Source organism: Saccharothrix carnea (genome assembly GCF_003014735.1).
GTDB classification, from domain to species: Bacteria; Actinomycetota; Actinomycetes; order Mycobacteriales; family Pseudonocardiaceae; genus Actinosynnema; species Actinosynnema carneum.
Genome location: NZ_PYAX01000030.1, coordinates 23257 through 42494, shown reverse-complemented (window position 1 = coordinate 42494; position 19238 = coordinate 23257). Strand labels below are relative to the sequence as shown.

The following is a 19238-nucleotide window of genomic DNA, read 5'->3' as shown; positions in this document are numbered from 1 at the left end:
CCTCAACGCCGTCCCCCAAATCGCCGCCAACCTCGCCAACCGCAACCTCTGCGCGGGCATGATCTCCCCCGCAACCGGCCGAGCCGTCGCACCAAACGACAACCCACCGACCACGACCACCACCACGACCACCACCACGACGACCACGACAACGACCACCACCACCACCACGACCCCGCCGACCGGTGCGTGCGCCGCTTCCTACCGCACGGTGAACTCGTGGCAGGGCGGTTACCAGGGTGAGGTCAAGGTGACGGCCGGTTCGGCGATCACCGGCTGGACCGTGCGCTGGTCGCTGGGCTCCGGGCAGCTCACCCAGGTCTGGGGCGGTGTGCTCGTCGGGACCGGCCCCGAGGCCGCGGTGCGCAACGCCGCCTGGAACGGCACCCTCGCACCCAACGCCTCGACCACCTTCGGCTTCATCGTCAGCGGCAGCACCCCGACCACCGGTGCCCTCACCTGCACCAGCCCCTGATCACGGCGCGCCGGTGTGCTCCTTCGAAGCGCGAGGGGCACACCGGCGCGTCCGTTGGTCCGGATGGCCGCCCTCGCCCCACGAGCTCCACGCGGGAGAATCGAGGTGTCGAAAGGGGGTACGGGTGCCGCGCCTGGAACGTCCGCTGGTCGAGGAGGACACGCCGGTGCTGAAGTTCGCCGGTGACCTGCGGCGGCTGCGGCGCGTCGCCGGGCTGCCGTCCTACCGCGAACTCGGCCGGCTGGCGAACTACTCGCCCGCCGCGCTGTCCGAGGCGGTGTCCGGGCGCAGGCTGCCGAGCCTCGCGGTGACCAGGGCGTTCGTCCGCGCCTGCGGGGGAGACGTCGAGGAGTGGACGGCCCGCTGGCGTGAGCTGGCGGCGGAGAGCGCGGACCACGGCGACGCGCCGTACGTGGGGCTGGCCGCCTACCAGGTCACGGACGCCGACCGGTTCTTCGGCCGCGAGGCCGAGGTGGGCAGGCTGCTCGCGCTGGTGCGCGAACGGCCCTTCGTCGGGGTGTTCGGCGCGTCCGGCGCGGGCAAGTCCTCCTTGCTGCGCGCGGGTCTGGCCGCGCAGTGGGGCGAGCACGTGATCATCACGCCGGGCTCCGACCCGATCACCGAGCTGGCGGCGGCACTGGCCGGCCAAAGGTCACCGGTCGACGTGCGTACCGAGCTCGCCGCCGACCCCGAGCACCTGAGGGTGTTGCTGCGGCAGGCCGCCGACGACCTGTTGCTCGTGGTTGACCAGTTCGAGGAGGCGTTCACGCTCTGCGCGGAGCCCGACCGCCGATGGCTGGTGCGGGCGCTCACCCACGCCGCCGGTGCCGCCCGCGTCGTCCTCGGCGTGCGCGCCGACTTCTACGGCCACTGCGCCCGCCACCCCGAGCTGCTGGACGCCCTGCACCGCTCGCAGTCGCTCGTCGGGCCGATGAGCCCGGAACAGCTGCGCCGCGCCGTCATCGAGCCCGCCGCCCGCCGGGGCGTCTCGCTGGAGAACTCGCTGGTGGCCCGCCTCATCGCGGACGTCGCCGCGCACCAGGGCGCGTTGCCGCTGGCCTCGCACGTGCTGGTCGAGACGTGGCACCGCCGCCGCGGCGCGGTGCTCACCCTGGCGGGCTACGAGGACGCGGGCGGCGTCGAACACGCCCTGGCCCGCACCGCCGAACAGGTCTACGAAGCGCTGCCCGAGCCGGAGCAGCAGGCGGCACGGCAGGTGTTCCAGCGCCTGGTCACCCCCGGCGACGGCACCGAGGACACCCGCCGCCGGGTGGCCCGCGCCGAACTGCCCGCGGGCGACGCGCTGCTCGACCGACTGGCCGCGGCCAGGCTGATCACGCTCGACCGCGACACCGTCGAGCTGACCCACGAGGCGCTGCTGCGCGCGTGGCCGAGGCTGGTGGACTGGCTCGCCGAGGACCGCGACGCGTTGCGCGCCCACCGCAGGCTCACCAGCGCCGCCGACGCCTGGCGCGCGCACGACCGCGACCCGGACGCCCTCTACCGCGGTGCCCACCTGGAGCAGGCCCGCCGCCTCGCACCCCGGCTCAACGAGGCCGAACGGGAGTTCGTCGACGCGGGCCTGGCCGCCGAACAGGACCGGGAGGCACAGCGCCGGCGGGGCGTGCGGCGGTTGCGGCGCCTCGTCGCCTGCCTCGCCGTGCTCGTCCTGCTGCTCGCCGCCGCGACCGCCTACGCCGTGAACACCCAGTTCGCCGCCACCCGTGAGCGCAACCAGGCGCTGTCGCTGCGCGCCGCCGACGCCGCCCTGGCCCGGCTGGCCCGCCCGCGTGACGCGGCGGCGCTCGCCCTGGCCGCCTACCGCGTCGCACCCACCGCCGAGGCCCGCGACGCCCTGCTGATCGCCCGTGCCGCGAGCACCGCCACCACGCTGGGCGAGGGTCACGCGCGCTTGCCCGGCCGGCTCGCCGTGACGCACGACGAGTACGACCGGGAAACCGACGAGATCACCTACCGCCTCTGGGTCGGCGACGACCCGGACCGGCGGCGAGCCGGGGGGATCATCGTGCTGCCCGGTGGTTTCCTGAACCTGATCAGCGCCGACGAGCGCACCGCGGTCACGGTGGTCCACCCCGACCAGTTCCAGGTCTGGGACCTCGCCGATCCCGACGCACCCCGCCGGGCCTCCGTCGTGACCGGTTGGCCGTTCCCCCAGGGCATCGACGCGGCGGGCACCCTCCTGGTCGGCTTCCAGGACGGTGCCGCGGTCTACTGGCGACCCGGTGACACCACGCCCACCCGCCTGCCCGGCGACGGCGTCGAGAACGCCATGCCGTTGCAGGACGGCACGGGCGTGGTCGTCGTGCGCCGTGACGGCGACCGCCGCGACGTGGAGGTGCGGTACCTGGACGGCCGGGTGGTCCCGGTGCTCAGCCGCTCCGGCCGGCTCGGGCTGGTGACCGGTCCGGGAGGCGCGCTCGCCGTCTCCGACCTCGACGCCGCGCACCTCACCGTGCTCGGTCCGGCGGGCGGGTCGACGCCGCTGCTGGAGGCGGGCGCGGTCCCCGGCCAGGCCGTGGTCGAGTTCTCCCACGACGGCCGAGCCGTCTCGGCGGTGCACCGCGACTCGGTGTGGCTGTGGGACCTGGGCGGTGGCCGCGAACCGCTGTCGCTGCGGGCGCCGGGCGTGGAGTTCAGCTTGTCCCGCTACGACCCCGCCACCGGCGAACTGCTGCTGCTCACCACGCGCGACGGCGCGCTGTGGCGGCTCGCGGCGGACCTCGACCGCGTGGTGCGCGACGTGTGCGCCGACCCGGCCGACGTCGACTGGGCGGCGCACTTCCCGGGGCTGTCACCACCGCCGCTGTGCCCGTGACGGCGCCGGTAGCCCACCCGGCGCCGTCACGGACCCGTCAACGCAGCCGGTAGGCCCGGATCACCGTCTGGTTCAACTTCCGGTACCGGCCGTCGTCGGCCTGCACGCGCAGCGAGACGAACGTCCCCGGCTCGGCGCGGTTGCCCACCAGCGCCGCGCGGCCGAACACCGGCAGGCTCGTCCAGCTCCGCCCGTCGTCGTAGGACACCTCCACCCGGAAGTGCCGCAACGGCGGGTTGTCCACGCCGCGCTGACGGTCCACCACCAGCGGCACGGTCAGCGGCTGGTACGCGGGCGTGCTGCCCGCGTGGTCCAGCACCGGGGTGAACCGCACCACCGACATCGGCAGCCGCTGCTCCCGGGGGGTCGTGTCCGAGCGGAACGTCCAGTCGACCGCGATGTGCGTGCTGAAGTCCGAGACCTCCGGCGCACGCGTCACCTCGGTCCGCGCCCGGAACAACGCCGGGCCCGGCGGCACCTGGAACACGCCGTGCCCGGTGCTGTCGTTCTCGCCCACCAGCTCGCCGTCGCGGTACAGCGCCGTCCGCGCGGACGTGGTCCTGGAGTAACCCTCGTTGCCCTCCCGGTCGCCGAACAGCGACAGCGACACCGCGATCTCGTTCCCGGCGCGCGTCAGGTTCGGGTACTCGCCGGAGTACATCACCGGGCCGATGACGGGCGCGCCGAACGACCTGTCGTAGGTCAGGCCCGCGCCGTACCGCTCCTCATCACCGCTCATCAAGAACCTCTCGTCGAAGAACAACGCCCGCCAGCCGATGTCCGGCGTCGTGTACCTCGTGGAAACCGGTGTCGAGGTGACGTCGGTGTAGAACATCGGACCGGCCCTCCCGGACGGCGTGACCACGTGGCCGGCCAGGTCCCGCGGCCCGCCGGACGACTTCAGCGCGATCGTGGTGCGCACCTTCGCCAGGTCGGACTCGCGCGGTCGGCGCACGAACCCGTCCGGCACCCGGCCCCGCACGGCCCACCCCAGCCAGTAGGCCGCCGAAGGGCTCGCGGACTGCGCCGCCACGAACACGTCCAGCTCGCCGGCGGGCAGCGACGGCCCCGCGTGGCCCACCCGCGTGCCGGGCGGGAAGCCGCCGGGGTGGTACACGGCCACGCTCGCGGTGTGCTCGCCGAGCCTGCGCTCGACCACCAGGCTGTGCAGGATCGGCGTCGCCGCCGGGTCGGGCACCACGACTTCCAGCGGCCCCGCCGCACGCGCGTCGAGGACCACGTGGGTCGCCGCCTCCACCCGCAGGTCCGGCCGGAAGACCACGGTGTGCGGGCCGAGCTCCGGGCCCAGCAACGTCTGCACCGCGTAGTCGCCCTCGGGCAGCCTCGCGGTGCCGTTCCGCACGTAGGTCTGCGCGCCCGTGGCCACGTTCACCAGGACCGTCAGCTGCCTGCCCTCCGGCGCGCCGGGGTAGGAGAAGGTGACCGGGTGGCTCTTCACCTCGCGGTGCAGCCCGACCGGTGTCCGCAGCACCACCGCGCCGCCGACCTCGGTCGCCACCACCGAACCCGAGTACGCGCCGTCCACGGACCCCTGCCGCGCATCACCGGTCACGGAGACCTCGGCGGTGCCGCCCGCCGGGACGGTGACCCGCGTCGGGGACACCGAGAACACCCGGTGTTCCGCGCCGTCCGGTCCACGCCCCTGGACGGCCAGGTCGAGCGTGACCGGCTGTGCCCCGTCGTTGCGGTAGAGCAGGGGCTTCGCGGTGGGCACGTCGTCGTCGTGCGGCCACTCGTGCCTGCCGAGGACCACCGACGTCGGCTCGCTGGTGACCGTCGCGGCCAGCGCCGCGGCGATGTCCAGGCGACCCGAGCCCTGCTCGTGCACGCCCAGCGCCGGGTTCGGTCGCGCCGACGCGGTCAGCCCCGCCTTCAGCCGCGCGCCGTTCCAGTCCGGGTGCCGTTGGGCCAGCAGCGCCGCCGCGCCGGCGACGTGCGGTGCGGCCATCGACGTGCCGGACAGGGCCATGTGGTGCTCGCCGACCGGCGTGCCGAGGACCTGGGTGCTCGGCTTGGCCGCGACGATGTCCACGCCGGGTGCGGTGAGGTCGGGCTTGACCGCGCCGTCCGCCGGCCTCGGGCCGCGGCTGGAGAAGTCGGCGAGCGACTCGTCGCGGTTCACCGCGCCCACGGTCAGCGCGGAGTCGGCCGTGCCGGGGGAGAGCACGGTGCCCGCCTGGTCACCGTCGTTGCCCGCCGAGACGACGAACAGCGTGCCGTGGCTCGCCGACAGGGCGTCGACGGCCGCCTCCACCGGGTCGACGTCGTCACTGGCGATCAGCCCGAGGCTGACGTTCACCACGTCCGCGCCCTGCTCCGCGGCCCAGCGCATCCCCTCGATGATCGTTGACTCCGGGCAGAAACCCCGGCGGTCGCACACCTTGGCGTCGAGCAGCCGCGCGTCCGGGGCGACTCCCCGGTACGGCTCGCGGTGGCCCGCGATGGTGGCCGCGACGTGCGTGCCGTGGCCGTAGTGGTCGATCCCGTCCTGCTCGTCGGTGAAGTCGCGACCGGCGACCTCCCGCCCGGCCAGGTCGGGGTGGTCGCCCTCCACGCCCGTGTCGACCACCGCGACGGTCACGCCCGCGCCGGTCAACCCCGCCGCCCACGCCACCGGTGCGCCCACCTGCGTGGTGCTGCGGTCCAGCAGCGGGCGGGCCATCCCGTCCAGCCACACCTTGCCCGTGCCCTCGGGCAGGTCGCGCCACCCGGTCGCCTTCGGCACCTCGGCCGCCACCGCGTCCACGGTGGGCAGCGCGTCGGCCACCCGCGCACCGGACGGCGGGCGGCCACCGGAGACGATCACCGGCACGGTGTCGCGGTGCGCGTCGTCGTACCCGGCCTCGACCAGCCCGGTGACGTCGAACAGCCGCCGGTCCACCCGACCCGCGGCCAGCGTCGCCGCCACGTCGGCGGGGACGACGTGCAGCCTGCCCCCGTGCCGGGTGACCTGGAACGGGACGTTCGGCCGGTGCGCGCCGGGGGTGATCGAGAGGAGCCGGTCACCGTCGAGGACGACCCGGTCGCCGGTGACGAGCGTGACCGTCTTCCGGTCGGTGGGCGACGCCCGGCCCGGCCCGCCGTGCCCGGTCCGGTCCGGTGCGGCGTGGGCGGGCACCGCCGCGACCAATGCGGCGGTGAGCGCCAGCGCCACTGCTCTTCGCGCCACGGAGCCTCCGTAGTTCGTGGGGGAGGGCGCGTCGCGCCGGCGGTGTTCGCGCCACGAGCCCCGTTGTGAGGTCGCCCAGTCAAGCGGCGGAGCGCGTGTTCAGGTTCAGCCGGCGCGAGCTGAACAACGTGTTGTGAACACCGTCCGGCGACGAAGTCGCGCGCGACCGGAGGCGGCCGGGTGGGGCATTCGGGTCCGAACGCAGCGCCGAGCGATCTCTTGACCGAAAGTGAATTTCAACCATCGTCTTAGGGGTAAAAACTTCACACCTAGGAGACGCCGGATGCGCCACCTGCCCCTGCCGAAGCACAGACGTTCTCCGAGACGCTGGACGAGACCCGGGCTCGCCATCGCGACCGCCGTGGGTCTGTTCGCCGCCCTCGCCCCGACCTCCGCGCCACCGGCCGACCCCGCCTCCGCGCCCATCGCGCCCGAACTCGTCGCCGAAGTCCGCGCCACCGCCGCGGGCGAGCCGGTGCGGGCGCTGCTGATGCTCCCGAACGCCGAGCTGTCCGGCGACCGCGACGAGGTCCTCGCCACCCTCCGCGACCACGCGGCCGACACGCAGGCCGAGGTCGCCGAGGCGATCGGTGAGACCGCGACCGTGGTCAACCGCTTCTGGCTCACCAACATGCTGCTGGTGGAGTTCCCCGCGGACGCCGACACGCTCGACTCGCTCGCCGCCGTGCCCGGCGTGGAGCAGCTGATCCCGAACTTCGAGCTCACCGCGCCCGACCCGGTCGCGAGCACCGCGGATGTCACCCCGGCCGCCGAGCTCACCTGGGGCCTGCGGAAGATCGGGGCGGCCCAGGTCTGGGGCGAACTCGGCGTCGACGGCAGCGGCGTGCGCATCGCGACCCTGGACACCGGCGTGGACATCACCCACCCGGACCTGGCCGGCAAGATGGTCACCGACGACCCGGCCGACCCCGAGCACCCCGGCGGCTGGATGGAGTTCGACGCGACGGGCAACCTCGTCGCCTCCACGCCGCACGACTCCGCCTACCACGGCACCCACGTGGCGGGCACCATCCAGGGCGGCGCGACCTCCGGCACCGCGATCGGCGTCGCACCCGGCGCGGAGATGATGCACGGCCTGGTGATCCCCGGCGGCAGCGGCTCGTTCGCGCAGGTCGCGGCGGGCATGCAGTGGGCCGTCGCACCGGTCGACGCGGCGGGCAACCCGGCCGGACGTCCGGCCGACATCGTCAGCATGTCGTTGGGCGGCAACGGCTTCCAGGCCGCGATGGTCCAGCCGACGCGGGCCATCCGCGCGCTGGGCTCGTTCCCGGCCTTCGCCATCGGCAACAACTGCGGCTCCCTCGGCACGGCCAGCCCCGGCAACGTGTTCGAAGCCGTGGGCGTCGGCGCGACCGACAGCTCCGACAGCGTCGCGTCGTTCTCCTGCGGCGCCGTGGTGCGCAAGGACCAGTGGACCAACCCGCCGGCCGAGTGGCCGACGAGCTGGGTGAAGCCGGACATCTCCGCACCGGGCGTCGACGTCTACTCGGCCTCGCCGGGCGGCGGCTACCGGACCCTGTCCGGCACGTCGATGGCCACCCCGCACACCGCGGGCACCGTCGCGCTGATGCTGTCGGCCGCCGGTGACCTGCCGGTGTCCGATGTGGTCGACGTGCTGGCGGACACGGCGTTCTGGGACGACCGGTACGCGGGTGCCCCGCCGGACACCCGGTTCGGCAAGGGCCGGATCAACGCCTACGAGGCGACCCGGTTCGTCGCGCTCGACTCGGGCGTGCGGGGCGTGGTCACCAACGCCGCGTCCGGCTCGCCGGTGTCCGGCGCCACCGTCCGGGTCGAGCCGGGCGGCCGCACCGTCACCACCGGCGCGGACGGAGCGTTCACCAGCAGGCTCGAACCCGGTGACTACACCGTCACCGTCGAGGCGTTCGGGTTCGGCAAGACCACGGTGAACGCCACGGTCACCTCCGGTTCGTTCGCCGCGGTCGACGTCGTGCTCACCCCCGCGCCCTACGGCCGGGTGACCGGTGTGGCCGAGCTCGACGGCTCCGGCGCCGGGATCCCCGGTGTCACGGTCAAGGTGCTCGGCGTGCCCGCCGACCTGTCCGCGGTCTCCGGCGCAGACGGCACCTACACGATCAACGGCGTGCCCGCGGGCAGGTACCGGGTGGCCGCCTCGTACCCGACGTTCCGGGCGCCCGGCGAGGTCGAGGTGACCGTCGTCGCGGGCGAGGCCACCACCGCCGACTTCACGTTCGGCCCACCGGCGCGCAAGGTGGCGATCGTGGACAGCTCCGAGACGCGGGCGAACCAGTACCGCGACGTCGTGTTCGCGCCACGCGGCGTCGAGACCGCGTACTACAACTGGAACGAGCTGGACAAGGCGGCGCAGCACGCGACCGTCGTGCTCGGCTACGGCATCCTGACGTCGAACTACGACCCGGTGCGGTTCCAGGCGTTCCTGGACGCGACCGACGCCAACGGCACCGGCGTGATCTTCACCGACCACGCCAACACGACCGGCAACGGCATCCGGCAGCTGTCCAAGCACACCGGGCAGCCGGTGTCGACCGGGTACAACTCGGCCGGCGGCACGTCGGCCGTGTCGTACTACGAGGTGACCGCGGCGCACCCGATCTTCGAGGGGTACGCGGTGGGCGACCGCATCCCGCTCGACGACAGCACCAGGGCGAAGTGGGTCGCGTGGTTCGACGGCTACGCCGGTGAGGGCAGGCAGACCATCGCGGGCCTGGGCCGGACCGTCGAGGGTGTGATGGGCGGCGGCATCGGCGTCGACCAGCGCGCCGAGAACCGGCACGTGCTGCTGTCGCTGCACGGCGTGTCGGCGACCAGGGGCCCGGCCGACTGGACGACCCAGGCGACCGACCTGTTCCTGCGGGCGATCGACTGGGCCTCGCCCGCGCCGGACCCGAACCAGCCCTACTACGCGCTGCACGACCTGAAGGTGTCACCGGGACTCGTGAAGGCCAGCGAGAACGTGACGGTGACGGTGCAGGTCAAGAACGTCGGCTCGTCGGCGGGCACCTATAACGCGGTGCTCAAGGTCGGCGGCACGGCGCACACGACCACGCCCGTGCAGCTGGCGGCCGGCCAGTCGAAGACCGTCACGTGGACGGTCGACCCCGACCGGCTGGGCACCTTCACGGTCGAAGTCGGGCACCTGACCGGCTCGTTCCGGGTGCGCGCGCCACGCGTCGACCTCGCCGTGTCCACAGTGGACGCGCCGGGTGCGGCCGCGGTCGGCCCGCTGGCCGGTGCGGTGGTCGAGCTGATCAGCGGTGGCCAGGTCCGCGGGCTCGGCAAGACCGACGGCGCGGGCAGGCTGTCGTTCGAGATCCCGGACACGGTCGGCCGGTACACGCTGGTGGTGCGCAAGCCGACGCCCGAGGGCGGCGGCGACGCCTACCTGCTGCACCGCCAGATCACCGTGATCGACGACGACGTGGTCACGTTCGCACCGCGGGTGCTCGCGGGTGGCGCGCGCACGTCGTCCATCGGCGAGAACTTCGCCGTGCGGGCCGACATCGCGCTCGACGCCGCCGACGCGCGGCACACCGGCTCGGTGTTCCTGCGGCCCTCGGGCACCGCGCCGCACGGGTACCGCTACGAACCGGGCACCCTGGTGGCGACGCTGGACCGGTACGAGGCGGTCACCGTGCACTCGGTGCGCCACCTGGAGCAGGACTGGTTCCTGCCCAGCACGAAGGTCGGCGGGCTCGACTGGACCACCCCGTACGACGTCCCGTTCGCGTTCGGCGGTCCGGCGAAGGTCTCGCTCGGCGACGTCGTGGTCGGTGCGGACGGCAAGGCCACCGTCGACTGGTCGGTGACCGACGCGCACGGCGTGCCGTTCGCCACGGTGATGGCCTCGGCCCTGCGTCCGTTCCTGACCCTGCCGGATCGGGCGGCGCTGGAGGACGTCGAAGGCCTGGTCCGGGCGGCGGCGCCGAACGAGCTGAAGCCGGTCCTGCGGTTGTTCGCGCCGGACGGCACCCCGGTGCGGGCCGGTTCGATCAACTGGAACGCGCGGCCGTACGCGTTCACCGTCGACCCGGGCACCGCGCACGGGTCGTACCGGTTGGCGCTGGACGTGGACACCGGCGGCTACTCCGGTGACCTCACCGGCGAGGCGCGGCTGCGGGTCGGGCCGGAGCCGGTGGCCGACGTGGCGGTGACCGACACGCGCGGCACGTTCGCACCGCGCACGCACACCCAGTACGACGTTCGCGCGGTCAACCGCGGCACCGCCGACTCCGGGCCCATGGCGTGGACGGTGCGCGTCGCGGCCGACCGGGCACTGTCGCCGAGCGACGTGGTGCTGAGGCTGAGGGTCGGGAGCACGTGGCAACGCGTGACCCTGACCCGCGACGGCGGCGCGCTGACCGGCACCGTCGTGGCCGACGCGGCGGTGGCGGCCGGGGCGGAGCACACGTGGCGGATGTCGCTGCTGGTGCGCGCGACCGGCACCTACACCGTGTCCGACACGTTCACCGGCGCCGGTATCTCGGTGACCAACGCCGACGAGCTGGTAGTGGGCGTCCGGTAGTCAGGTAGTCAGGACGTCCGGTCCCGCGGCCGAGTGGTCGCGGGACCGGACCCCGCCGGGCTGAAAACCTGTTGCCCGAAGACCTCCGGGTGAACATCATGGCGAGCATGGACCAGTAGGCAGTGGCACGTTCGCGGAGCCGATCCCATCCGGCTCCCGACCCCGGTGGAGTCCGCACCCCGTGACCGGTGCGGGCTTCCCGCACGCGACGTCATCTGCGACGTCGCGCCTCACGGCGGTGTGCCGCGTTCCCGGCACCCGCCGCCTGCCACTGGATCCGGGAGGCGACTCGCGGCGCGGTGAACCGCTGCCGTCCGGCACCTCCCCGCGAGTCTTGGAGTCCACCGGACCGTGAACCACTTCCGCAGTACCCGTGTGCCCGCCGAAGGCGGCGGAACCGACGTCGACCGCAAATCCCTGTGGGTGGTGAGGGAGCTCGGCCTGCCCGCCATCGTCAAACCCTGCGTGTCGTGCCGGTCCGCGCGCCACCACCCGACCGGCAAGTTCCGGGTGAACGCGAGCGGCAAGCTCCTCGACGTCTGGCTGCTGGTCGGCTGCGAGCTGTGCGGCCGCACCTCGAAGATCCCGGTCCACGAGCGCGTCCACGTGCAGTCGCTGAACCACCGGCGGTTGCCGGCGTTCGAGGACAACGACCCGGCCGCGGTGCGCGAGGTGGCCGTGGACGCGGCGTTGGCGGGCAGGTCCGGCTACCGGCTCGACTGGAGCGGCACCTGGGAGCTGGAGACCGACCTGCCGTTCTACGACCTGGCACACGACGACCCGGTGCCGTTCGAGGTCTTCGTCAGGTTCGAGCTGCCGGCGCCCGTCCGGGTCGGGAAGCTGCTCACCACCGGGTTCGGCCTGAGCCGGTCCGCGGTGCGGGCCGAGGTCGACTCCGGACGCCTCCGCCTGCCCGTGGCCGTCGACGCGAAGGTGCGCGCGGACTTCGGCTTCCTCGTCCGCTGACGTCGCCTGACGTCGCGCGCCGTCGACGTCGTCTCGCGGGCGGCAGTGGTGGCGGTCTCCTGGGCCAACAGGAGGCCGCCGGACTCCGGTCGTCGGCTGCACGGCGGGCGACCGGGGTCGAAATGCGGTTGCTCGACGACCATACCGGGCCGCGGGGGCGTGGGATCAAGCCGTTGGACGCCGTGAGATCGCTGTCAGCTGGGCAAACACCGGATTCGTCGGTGGTCGGGGGTGCGGACGGGACCCGGCGCGGCGGCGGGCCGGGGTGCCGGGTGTGGACGCCGCTGGATGCGGTGGGACGGGCGGTGGACGCCGTCCCGCCGTGAGACGGAGGGCGTTCACCAGCGAACCCGTCGTGGGCGATGGAAACGACGAGGTGGTGGTGGTAAGCGTTGTGCGTCCGGCGAGGTCGCCGGACCTCGCGCGGTCCAGGGCCAACTGGTCGTGCGGGAGCGGTCCCTTGGGACCGGGCAAGAAGATTCGGCTGCACGGCGTCGTCGTCTGCGGTGACCGGAACACCGACGCACGCGACGACGTCCTCACCCCGGAGGGCGAGTCATGGGTTTGTCGTGGTTACCCGACAGTCGGGCGGGTCGGGCGCGCAGGTGCCGGTGGACCGGGCGGGGCAGGTGCGCGTCATGACGGCACCGGAAGTCGCCGACCGCGAGCACGGCACCTCGGCCATCGCGTTCCTCGGCGCCGTCCGCGTCGAGCTGAGACGGGCCGGCCTGTCGGTCCAGGACCTCGCGCAGGACCTCGGCCGCTCCACCGAGACGGTGCGCGACGGCGTGCAGCACCGGGTCCGGGAATGGTCCTTCTACCAGCGGATCCTGATCGCCTGCGCGGCCGACCGGGCGACGGTCGAGCACCTGCGCGACGCGTGGCGCCGACTGGACGCCGCGAAGCGGACCACGCCGTCGAGGCCCGCGAACGTCGTGCCGATCTCGCGGTACGTCGCCGAGGTGCGCAAGCCCGAGCCCCGGGCCGTGCCGGTGGCGGACGGCGAGCTGGAGGCCGGCACCCCGGGGGAGTTCATCTCGCTGCTGCGCCGGGTCCAGGTGCGGTCCGGCCTCACCCCGGCCGAGATCGCCGTCCGCGGTGGTATCCCGCGCAGCACGGCCTACCGGTTCGTCAACGACCAGAAGAACACCGCGCTGCCCACGAAGATGGAGCAGGTCCGGGCGTTCCTCGTGGCGTGCGGGCTGCCCGAGCCGCAGGTCGAGAAGGTCATGGTCGTGTGGTGCGAGCTGCAGGGCGGAGCCGCGTCGGTCGGCGTGCCCGTGCCGGCGGGTCCGCCCGTCGAGCAGGCCGACCCCGAGACACCGGGTTCCGCGGTGGAGGGCCGCCAGGAACCGGATAGCGCGGTGCACCTGCGTGACGTCGTCCTGCCCCTGTTGACGGGGCTCGCCCGGCCTGTGCTGGCCATGGCCTCAGTCCTGGTGGGGACGGCGCTCACCGTGGTCGTCGTGACCTTCGCCGGCAGCTGGCGCGCTTCGCAGCAAGTTCTCGTCGTCATGCTCATGGCCCTGCTCTTTACCGTGATCGCCACGGCCTGGTGCGTGGGCGCCAACCAGCGCGACGACACCGGGCGGTGGCGCCGCGGCCCGTCGCCAGACGGTGGGTTGAAGGTCGAGGAGGTCGTCGGCGCGCCGGCCGTGATCGGACTGGACGACGAGAGCGAACCGGACACGGCGGGCTCCGGGCGCCGGTAGGACGCGGTGGTGTCGGCTCGACGCACTCCGATGGGGGGACCGTGCAATCCAGGTTGTCGGCGGAGTCCTTCTCCGCGCTCAGCGAACGAGAGCTCCAGGTGCTCGAAGTGATCGCGCGCGACAAGACCGATCGGGAAGTCGCGCGGCACCTGGGCATCCGGGAACGGACCGTGCGCGCGCACGTCGGCCGGATCATCGTCAAGCTCGGCGTCGCGTCGAGGGTCGGCGCGGCGGTCGCGTTCGTGCGGTGGAACGCGGGCGAACGCGGCTGCGACTGCTCCCGCGTGGCGGAAAAGCCAATGGTGGCGCTGGTCGGCGGGACGCCACACTGAACGTGTGCCGGTCGAACCGGCACGGTCTGGGCGAAGGTCGAACCACGGGTGTCGAGAACGGTCCCGTCCGGGGGTGGGGACCGGGCCGACCCGATCACCGTCGCCAGGCCCGTCCGGGTGCAGGGGGAGGGAACCACCCGGACGACGGGTGCGGGGCCGGTCGAGCCGTGTCGCGCCAAGACACGGCTCCCGGCCCCGCCACGGACAGTGCCGAACGATTCGTGCGATTAGGGCCATTCGTGCGCGAACCGGTCAGGGGATGGGGTCCTGTGACCAACTGCACAGCGAGTTATGTCTTTTCTGGCCCTGTTCGGGTGATTTGTGGTCAGTGGATCTTCACTCGGTCGAGTGAAGGATGGAGAGGTCCCACCGGGCGGGTCGATCCCCACCCGGTCCCTGTCCCCGAAGGGCTGTACCCGTGCCACGAAAAGGCATCGTTGCCGTCGCCGTCCCCGTCGTCCTCAGCGCGTTGCTGACCACCGGTGTCTCCCCGGCCGAGTCGCAGGTGCCGCTGCAGAGCCCGATCGACATCACGCCGTCGTCGATCCGCGTCGACCCGCACCTGCCCCAGCTGCAGGTCTCCTACGGCCACCACGTGTCCGGCGACCTGCACTACGTCCGCAAGGACACCGCCGAGGCCAACGGCTGCACCGTGCGCGACCACGAGGAGACCGAGGAGTTCGAGGTCGAGCCCGGCTCCGGCCACGTGACCCTCTCCGGCGTCCGCTACGACCTCGTGCAGCTGCACTTCCACACCCCGTCAGAGCACCGGTTCGCCGGTCACGCCGACCCGCTGGAGATGCACCTGGTGCACCGCAGCACCGCCGGCGCCCTGCTGGTGGTCGGCGTGCCGCTGCGCGTCGGCGCACCATCCACTGTGGACAAGATCCTGGCACACCTCGCCCCGGAGTGCGGCGAGGAGGTGCACCTCTCCGACATCGACCTGAACACCCTGCTGCCGACGAACCGCGCCACCGCCCGCTACACGGGCTCACTCACGACCGCCCCGTTCACCGAGGGTGTGCAGTGGTTCTTGATGGGTGAGAAGACGGTCACCCAGGCCACCGTCTCCCGTTTCCAGAGCCTGTTCTACGCGGGCAACGCGCGCCCGGTGCAGCCTCTGAACGGCCGCACGGTCAAGGTCGAACTGCCCCACATCTGAGAGAAGAAGACCCCAGTCAGACGGTCCGGGGTCGCCGACGAGCGCGGGGTCGAACGGCGTCGGGGCGGGTGCGGCCGCGACGCCCTTCCTCGCCTCGCAAAAGTAGGGCTTCGTGTCATCCCACCGACCTGGCGCAGCCGTACCGCACGTGACAAGGGTGGCGCGTCCACCTCTGCCTACAACTTCACTGGGACCGCGCGCCGCCCTCGACACGTGTGGTGGCCCTTCGGGAGGTCGGCGGGATGACACGGAGTCCGGACCCACAACGCAACGGGACATCCAGGCGCAGTTGGGGTCATCCTGCTGATCTGCCCGTCCGGCGAGGACGCTCTTGAATCTTTCAATCTTCGGATCTTCAACGGCACGTCCGCTGCACAACCCGCACAGTGCCTTGTACTCAAAGTGATCATACGGTAACGATGGGTACATGGAAGCCTACGTGCTGGACCCCACCGGTCGCGACATCCAGGCCGAGGCGGCGACGTTGCGCACCCGCGGACCGGCGACCAGGGTGGCGTTGCCCGGCGGGGTGGAGGCGTGGTCGGTCGGTGACCTCGACCTGCTGCGCGGCCTGCTCGCCGACCCGCGGGTGTCGAAGGACGCCCGCCGGCACTGGCCCGCCCTGGAGGGCATCACGCCGGACTGGCCGCTGTACCTCTGGGTCGCCGCGCACAACATGTTCACCGCCTACGGCACCGAGCACCGCAGGTTGCGGACGTTGATCTCGAAGGCGTTCACGGCCCGCCGGACCGAGGCGCTGCGTCCCCAGGTCGAGCGGATCGCGGCCGACCTGGTCGACCGGCTCGCCGCCGGACCGGACCTGGTCGACGTGCGCGCCGGGTTCGCCTACCCCCTGCCGATCGAGGTCATCTGCCGGCTGATGGGCGTCCCCGACGACGCGCGCCCCGAGCTGCACCGGATCGTGGACAGCCTGTTCGCCACCACGACGACGCCCGAAGAGGCGATCGCCAACCAGGTCCGGCTCTACGCGATCCTCAACGACCTGGTCGCCGCCAAGCGGGCCGCGCCGGGCGACGACCTGACCAGCGGCCTGATCGCCGCCCGCGAGGAGGACGGCAGCAGGCTCACCGAGGACGAACTGGCCGACACCCTGATCCTCATGATCTCCGCCGGCCACGAGACCACGGTCAACCTCCTCGACCAGGCCATCACCGCGCTGCTCACCCACCCCGACCAGCTCCGCCTGGTCCTGTCCGGTGAACGCACGTGGACCGACGTCATCGAGGAATCGCTGCGATGGCAGGCGCCGGTGGCGAACCTGCCGCTGCGCTACGCCGTCGAGGACATCGAGCTGGACGGCGTCACGATCCGCCGGGGCGAGGCGATCCTGGCGGGCTACGCCTCGGCGGGGCGCGACCCGGCGCACCACGGCGCCACGGCAGGGGAGTTCGACATCACCCGCGCCGACAAGACGCACCTGTCATTCGGCCACGGCGTGCACTACTGCCTGGGCGCGCCCCTGGCCCGCATCGAGGCCGAGGTGGCGTTGCCCGCGCTGTTCGGCCGCTTCCCCGACCTCGTGCTCGCCGTGCCCGCCGACGAGCTGGAGCCCGTCCAGTCGTTCATCTCCAACGGCCACCGCACCCTGCCCGTCAGGCTGCGGTAGCCCGGCCCGCCACTACGTCAGCGACAGCGACACCGTCACCCGGTCGTGACCGGTGCCGACCTCGGACCGGGACTTGACGAGGTTCTTGTCGATGCGCGACGCCAGCAGGTCCACCACGTTGTTCTTGCGGGTGTGCCCGAGGAACCGCGCGCGGACCCCGCTGTCGGCGACCGACGCGACGACCTGGACCTCCGGCGTGAACCCCCGTTCGACCAGCGCGTTCACCTGTGCCGCGAAGGTCCTCAGCGCCCGGCGGTCGTTCCCGGCCGTGGGCGCCTCGGCGCCGGGGGCCAGGTCGACGGTGACCCTGCCGGGCGGTGGCACGAACGCGGCCACCATGGTCATCGGGTTGGCCTCACCGGTTTCGTGCTCGTAGAAGGCCTCGTCCGTGCCGGGGCTCACCATCCGGAAGTACCACATGCGCGACGGTTCCAGGTTCGTGTCGTCCCGCATCCGCTTGTACCGGGCGTGGGCCTCTTGCACGGTCAACCGCTCGTAGCCCTGGTAGGAGGCCAGCATCCGGCCGATCAACTGGGGCACGAGCCCGCCGCGTCGCCGGTTCTCCTGCAACCTGACCATCGCCGGGTCCGGGTCCGTGATCGGGTACTCCGCGAGCAGGAGCTGTTGGGCCTCCCGGGCGTGCTTGGCCATCTCGTCCGGGAAGTTGTCCCGCATCCAGGCCGTGAGCTCCTGGTCCAACTGCTCGCCGGTCCCGCTGCGGGTGATGTTCTCCAGCGTGATCTGGTCGTGGCGGTCGAGGCTCTCGGCGACCACGGCCGCGTAGTGGTACGGCCAGCGCGTCATCATGTCCGCCGCCTGGTGGGAGCCGGTGAAGTGGACGTGGGTGCCGGGTGTTGCTCCGGGGCCCGCGTTGACCCGCTGGGTGGTGTACGCCTCGCCGACCATGGCCCGTGCGTGCCGGTTGATCCCGATCCGGCGGGTCAGCTCCTCCAGTTCGGGGGCGAACCGCTGCGGCCCGTACGCCAGGCCCGGGCGGTCGGGGACGTCGCCGCGCCCCGCCGCCCGCGCCGCCTCCCGCGGGTCGCGCGGCGGGTGCTTGCCGGTCAGCGCCCCGGCGAGGCGGGCCGCGTTGTCCTCGCCCTTCTTAAGGTCGAGGTCGGCGGTGGACGCCGCGCCGGTGGGTCCCCGGAAGACGAGATGGGTCAGGGGCCGGAGGATCTGCTCGGCCACCTCGACGCACTGGTCCTTCACCAGGTCCGCGTACTTCCCGGGCTCCGAGGGCGGCAGCTGGAGCTTCGGCCGGACCACCACGAGCTTCTCCCGGCCTCCGGGCGGCGGCGGGACGTCGAACGATCCCTCCGCCAACTCCACGTGGGCGCCGACCCGCGCCAGGTCCTGGTTGGCCTTGGTGACGACCGCCTTCGTGGCGAAGAACTCCTTGGGCTGGGCGACGTCCCGCCGGATCGCCACGGTGCGGTCACGGGACGGGGTCAACGCGGGGATCGGGTCCGGCTCCTCCTGGACCACGCGCCAGCCGTCCCGCACCCGCCTGCCGTACCGGCTGGAGTGGGAAGTGGTGAACTCGAACTCGTCCGTGGCCATCACGGGCAGCCCGTCGTCCTCCTCTTCCTCTTCCTCGTCGTCGGAGACGCGCTGCACCGGGACGTGCGCCGTCGCAACGGCACCGCGCGCCGCGGGTGCCAGGTCGTGCGCGTGGCCGGACACCGCTTCCGCCGCGGTGGACTCGGCCTGCCGCTCGAACTCGTCCGCCGGGTCGGACACGCGCAGGCCGTCACCCCGGTCGCGGCCCGCCACCGGTCCGGACCACTGCTGGACCACGTGCACCAGCTCGTGCGCCAACATCCGCCTGCCCGCGGTGGACGCGGGGTCGAACTGCCGCTGCGCGAACACGACGTGGCTGCCCGAGGTGAACGCCTTCGCCCGCACCGACTCCGCCGCGGCGTGCGCCTTGGCGTCGGTGTGCACCCGGACCGCGGAGAAGTCCGCGCCCAGGCGCGACTCCATGTCCGCCTTGACCCCGTCGTCCAACGGCCTGCCCGCCGAACGCAGCACATCGTCCACGGCCCGCCGCTGAACGTCGACCTCCGGCCGCACGCCCACGGCCCGCCGCTGCACGTCCACGTCCCGTCCGGCCAGCGACCTCGCCACCGCCGCGTTGCCCACGGTGCGCTGCAAGGCCAGCACCGACGCGGCGGACAGCGGCTCGGCCGGGTCCGCCGGACGCGCCCGGCCCGGTGGGACCGCCCGCCGCACCGCCCGCTCCCCGACCCGTCCGGGCACCCGGTGATCCCGCATGTCGTTCCTCCGCCCCGCAGCCGGCACGCCACACCAGCGTCACCGGACGCGGTCGACCGGGGAAGGACCTACAGGGCAACGGCGGGGCACAACCCTTGCCCCATCGGGCAGGAAG

General features: G+C 73.1%; 10 protein-coding genes. 8 read left to right on the top strand and 2 right to left on the bottom strand.

Going from position 1 to position 19238, the window contains the following annotated elements; genetic code table 11:
- Both B0I31_RS39360 and B0I31_RS40240 read left to right on the top strand, forming a co-directional pair.
- On the top strand, window positions 1–475 hold a 475-nt coding region (locus B0I31_RS39360), incomplete at its 5' end, for a cellulose binding domain-containing protein (protein WP_181320777.1).
- A 124-nt stretch (window positions 476–599) separates the two neighbouring features.
- Complete coding sequence (locus tag B0I31_RS40240; RefSeq protein WP_146174128.1) at window positions 600–3311, top strand: nSTAND1 domain-containing NTPase; 2712 nt, start codon at window positions 600–602, stop codon at window positions 3309–3311.
- Between the two features lie 37 nt (window positions 3312–3348).
- Here the strand turns inward: B0I31_RS40240 and B0I31_RS39350 are convergent, their stop codons facing one another.
- Window positions 3349–6501 (bottom strand): S8 family peptidase, encoded by a 3153-nt coding sequence (locus B0I31_RS39350; RefSeq protein ID WP_146174127.1) that lies wholly within the window; start codon window positions 6499–6501, stop codon window positions 3349–3351.
- A 361-nt stretch (window positions 6502–6862) separates the two neighbouring features.
- On the opposite strand from B0I31_RS39350, the gene B0I31_RS39345 reads away from it, so the two are divergent.
- The 6 genes from B0I31_RS39345 to B0I31_RS39325 all read left to right on the top strand — a co-directional run bounded on the left by B0I31_RS39345 (window position 6863) and on the right by B0I31_RS39325 (window position 16846).
- Window positions 6863–11047, top strand: coding sequence for a S8 family serine peptidase (locus B0I31_RS39345; RefSeq protein ID WP_106620477.1), 4185 nt, complete (start codon window positions 6863–6865; stop codon window positions 11045–11047).
- Window positions 11048–11470: 423 nt separating this feature from the next.
- Window positions 11471–12013: a DUF1062 domain-containing protein gene (locus B0I31_RS39340; RefSeq protein ID WP_245950798.1), complete on the top strand. Its 543-nt coding sequence runs from the start codon at window positions 11471–11473 to the stop codon at window positions 12011–12013.
- 638 nt (window positions 12014–12651) lie between these two features.
- Window positions 12652–13725 (top strand): hypothetical protein, encoded by a 1074-nt coding sequence (locus B0I31_RS41100; RefSeq protein ID WP_181320776.1) that lies wholly within the window; start codon window positions 12652–12654, stop codon window positions 13723–13725.
- 41 nt (window positions 13726–13766) lie between these two features.
- Window positions 13767–14057 carry a helix-turn-helix domain-containing protein gene (locus B0I31_RS41095; RefSeq protein ID WP_181320775.1) on the top strand — a complete coding sequence of 97 codons (291 nt, stop codon included), beginning with the start codon at window positions 13767–13769 and terminating at the stop codon, window positions 14055–14057.
- Window positions 14058–14475: 418 nt separating this feature from the next.
- Window positions 14476–15219 (top strand): carbonic anhydrase family protein, encoded by a 744-nt coding sequence (locus B0I31_RS39330; protein WP_181320774.1) that lies wholly within the window; start codon window positions 14476–14478, stop codon window positions 15217–15219.
- A gap of 427 nt (window positions 15220–15646) precedes the next feature.
- A complete protein-coding gene (locus tag B0I31_RS39325) occupies window positions 15647–16846 on the top strand; it encodes a cytochrome P450 family protein (RefSeq protein WP_106620473.1) in 1200 nt (399 codons plus the stop codon).
- Window positions 16847–16858: 12 nt separating this feature from the next.
- Here B0I31_RS39325 and B0I31_RS42425 read toward each other — a convergent pair whose 3' ends face one another.
- The gene (locus B0I31_RS42425; RefSeq protein ID WP_106620472.1) at window positions 16859–19123 is read right to left on the bottom strand and encodes an eCIS core domain-containing protein; all 2265 of its coding nucleotides are present in this window, start codon (window positions 19121–19123) and stop codon (window positions 16859–16861) included.
- Window positions 19124–19238: the final 115 nt, after the last annotated feature.